Origin of the sequence: Methylocystis sp. (genome assembly GCF_021731785.1) — a bacterium.
Taxonomy (GTDB): Bacteria; Pseudomonadota; Alphaproteobacteria; order Rhizobiales; family Beijerinckiaceae; genus Methylocystis.
This window is the reverse complement of sequence record NZ_JAKFWS010000193.1, coordinates 1-3,971: the sequence shown is the minus strand read 5'-3', so window position 1 is coordinate 3,971 and position 3,971 is coordinate 1. Positions and strand designations below refer to the sequence as shown.

Genomic DNA, 3,971 nt, shown 5'->3' with positions numbered 1-3,971 from the left:
CGACGATCGGCGTGAGCGCTTTCTGCCTGCCCAAAGCCGGCAGAAAGGGGTCGACGAGACCGCCGGGCACCATGAACAAATGGTCGAGTCCTTCGCTCGCCAGCGCTTCGAGGATGAAATCGACCCCTAGCGGCATTCTAAGCTCCAGTTCAGGATTGGCGCGCCGAGCCTCGCGCGGTCTGTTGGCCGGCAGACCATATAGTCGGGCGCAAGCTTCATGATCAATGGACCGGCTGTGAACCAGGCTTCGAGGGAAACGGTTTCGAACAATGGCGCAAAGCCTGGTTCGCCGTTCGTGCTAGATGCGCGTCGGATGAAGGGGTGTAGTGTGAAGCGGAGGCCGGCGGAGCGGACGTTCGATCTCCTCTCCCAACAGCCCAAGCGCATTGACCTTGCCGTAATCCGCCGCGATCAGCCGCGCTCCAATGTCGCGCCGGTAGCGCATGTTGGGAATGCGCACGCGCTCGATCAGCCGATAGGCGTTGCGCCGAGCCCTTTGGATCGTTCTTCCACATCCCGTCGCCACCATGGTCCAGCCATAAGCGCCGGCCGTGACGAGTTGTCCGTCGTCGAGCGCGACTTCGCAATAATGCAGATTTTTGCGGTCCCTTCGCGACAACGCGCCTTCAAAGAAGATTGGCATGCCAAGCGGCTCCTCGGCCTGTCTTCGCGAATAAGGGAAAGGCGGAACAGTCAGCACGACGCCGACCGAGAATCCTTCTTCAACCCGTAGCCGATCCTTGTCGCGGCGCGCCATGGCCTGCAATAGTCGGGACCAAGACGTGCGCTGCAATGGAGAAAGAATCGCAAAGCCCGGATAGCCGAACCTGCAGGTGAACTCCAGCGGCCAAATGCCGCGCTCATTGACGATCGTGTTGAGATTCACATAGCCGCAATGCCTGTGGCGCCTAAGCAGAGGTTCAATCCTTGCCAGGGTTACGTCGAAGAAGGTCGCCGAGCGGTCGAAGGTGGCGACCGTGCCCATCTCTCCTGTCAGCTCTCCGAGGTCGCCAGGGAAGAAGCGTTTGTGTTCCCAGTCCAAACAGGCCGGCTCTAGGAATTTCTCGCCGTCGAAATAAGCCCCGACGCCCATCTCGACGCCTTCGATGAAATCCATGAGGATGAAGCCGGCATCATCTTCGAGATCGCGCCGGAGATTTTGCAAGAGCGCGAATATGTCCCTGCCATCGTCGAGTTGGCCGACGTAATTGCGATGCGCCATATCTGGCGAGTTGAATTTCAGCACATATCGTCCCGGATGTTCGCGAAGAAAGCGAAGGCTGTCCGGCCGACTCGAAAATCGCCGGGTCGCCGCGGTGGCGAGTCCGAGTTCAGCGAGCAGACGCTGGGCGTAGTCTCGATCGATTTCGAGACGATCGCCGAACGCGCTCCCGCCAACGACATTGAATCCATCTCGACGCAAATCATCTTGCAGCCCGCCGCATGCGACGTTCTCAAACAGAATTATTCCGTCGCCGCCAGCGTCCTTCACCCATTGCAGTTCGGAGCGCCAGTCGTCTGTCTTGGCGATCATGCCGCTTAGAATGCTTCGGCAGAGCGGCGACGCGATATAAACTTTGACGTCGTGTTCTTCTTCGGACAGTTCAAGATAGAGCGCGGCGAGGTCGCAATAATCCCCAATGCCCAGAATGCGCATGGAGTCTCCTAAGCCGCTTCTTGCGGCGGCTCGGCTCGCAGTCGAAAGCGACGACGATAGCGTTCGAAGCACCGCGCCCCGTGCCAGAGCCGAAGAACGGCGCCCTCGCCGATCGCCTGCGCGCGGCGCAGATCTTGTTCGACGAGAGGACGCAGAACTTCGCGATTCCAGGCTTGCGAGTGTTTGATGTCGAGAACGGCGTGTAGCGAAAAATATTGTCGCTGCTTCCCGGGAACCTTGAGCCGGCGCAACCCTCGCTCGACATGAGCCGCGCGGCCCGGCGCCGTCATCTCGATCGCGCCAAGCGCGCCGATCGAATGGAAGGCGTAGCGACGATTGCTGGCGAGCGCGACCATCGTATTGCCAAGCGCAAGCGACTCCGCGCACACCTGCTCGGGCCTCGCATCGACGTCAAAATAGGCGGCCAGCCGAGCGAGCATCGGCCCATGCATGCCCTGCGCATTGCCTCGGCCCATCTCGTCCCAGTAATTACGCGCCATTTCGAGCTTGGCCATGCAGGGCATTTTGATCTGCGTAAGGGCGACAAGATCGTCAAAGCCGGCTTCGCCCGAAACTTCCTGTTCCAGAAACCATTTCATCTCATCGAAGCTTGCCTGTCGCTCCAGCCAGGGAAAGAGCGGATCCCTTTGTCCCGGACCGCTTTCGGCAAGGCGCTCATACCAGGTCAGAAAGGCGTCAACGTCGCTCGGAATATCGGCGACAAGCGGCCCGATCGCCTCGCGAACGCTCTCCACATAAGCGATTTCGGCTTCCGCGAGCGCGGCGCGCGCATGCACGTCGTCGCGCCAGTCGCCGGAAGGCGTGAGAGGTTCGAGGCGCGCATGATTCCTTCGGGCAAGCTCTCTTTGAAAGCGCTCGAAACTTCGACCTTGTCGCGCCGGCGCCAGAACGGTCCAATCTGGGTCACGCATCTGTCACCCTTCTTTCTTTACGTTGAGAAAGACCGCGGCGATGCGCTCGACGCTCCGATAGGCGTCTCGCTCCAGCTCTTCGCCGAAGACGTCGGGGTCGACCTCTTGGTATTCGAAAGATACCGGCGAAGCGTCGAGGATCGGCTTTGCCGCGGCAAGGAACTGATCGACCCCGCCAATGATAGGCGCGCCGGTATAGAGAAGCAGTCGACCATTCTGCGCGAGCTGCACGACGCCTTCGCGCAGAATGTCGAGGGAAAGGGCGATGCCGAGTTCTCCGCCGCCATGCCGATAGAGTCGATGGAGGTCATCGACCAGATAGGGCGGATTGGCGAAGATGTAATCGAACGGCCCATGCAGGCCTTCGAAGAGATCGCTCTGAATGGCGTGCGCGCGCTCAACTCCGTTCAGCGTCGCATTGACGCGCGCATAGAGCACCGCTTGCGGATTGATGTCCGTCAGCAGGAGTTCGACGCCGAAGTTCATGAGGCTCGCGGCATATATCCCGCCTGCGCCGCTGCCGCATCCGATGTCGACGATGCGCGGCGACAGGCCAGAGCGAGGCGGCGCGCCGAAGACGGATTCAATGCAGCGCGCGAAGCGGTAGGTGTCAGGCCCGAAGAAAACCGAATCCGCCGCCTCGGTCGGGAAAGCCGAATGCACGTAAAGCTGGTCTTTGAGGGTCGAGAATCGGACCTTGCTTTGCAAGAGGCCGCGGCAATGGGCCAACGCCTTCGCCTCGGCGAGTGCGTGCAAAACATGGGCGGGAAGATCGCTTGCGGAAAACGGCAGGCTCCACCCGAAGGCGCGGGCCAGATTTGTTCCCTCGATCGCGCCGCGCTGAATCACGCGACTGTGGGTCAGCGGCGTTGTGGTGGCAAAGCGATAGTTTTGATCGCGAAGGAACGCACCCAAGCGGAGCAGAGCGGCGTCGGCGACGTTCGGCGCTCGTTGAGACACGCTGATTGCCGTCGTCGCGAGGTCAGAGCAGAAGTCCTGTTGCGTCATGGCCACCGCCCAGCGCCAAGAGAGGTTTCAACTCGCGGCGCGTGCGATAGTTCCGATCAGTTGGGATCCGCCAGCGCCACGACCGGGCCTAAGTAACGGCTGCAGGCGAGGCGAGCTAACTCTTGACGTCGATGGCGCGCAGCCGTTCCGACGCAAGCGACTCGGCTTCGTCTTTCAGCTCGACGCCGGTCAATTGGCGTCGGCGCGCCTCGTTGCAAAGATAGAGCAGCTTACGAGTCGCTTCGTTATAGGCGAGGCCTTGCGGGCGGATGTTCGAGAGACAATTGCGCTCGGCGTCGGTGCGGCCGACGCGCGGCGCGAAAGTAAGATAGACGCCGAGGCTGTCCGGCGAGGAAAGCCCAGGCCGCTCGCCG

The 3,971-nt window shown here is 61.1% G+C and carries 4 protein-coding genes; all 4 read right to left on the bottom strand.

Features of this window, described 5'->3' with window-relative positions:
- Positions 1-298: 298 nt before the first annotated feature.
- Positions 299-1,657: a phosphoribosylglycinamide synthetase C domain-containing protein gene (locus tag QZ964_RS21360; RefSeq protein WP_292534398.1), complete on the bottom strand. Its 1,359-nt coding sequence runs from the start codon at positions 1,655-1,657 to the stop codon at positions 299-301.
- 8 nt (positions 1,658-1,665) lie between these two features.
- Positions 1,666-2,589, bottom strand: a complete 924-nt coding sequence (locus QZ964_RS21355; protein WP_292534395.1) for an iron-containing redox enzyme family protein — start codon at positions 2,587-2,589, stop codon at positions 1,666-1,668.
- Positions 2,590-2,592: 3 nt separating this feature from the next.
- A complete protein-coding gene (locus QZ964_RS21350; protein ID WP_292534393.1) occupies positions 2,593-3,597 on the bottom strand; it encodes a class I SAM-dependent methyltransferase in 1,005 nt (334 codons plus the stop codon).
- 115 nt (positions 3,598-3,712) lie between these two features.
- A partial coding sequence (locus QZ964_RS21345; protein WP_292534391.1) for an ethanolamine ammonia-lyase light chain EutC occupies positions 3,713-3,971 on the bottom strand: 259 nt, incomplete at its 5' end.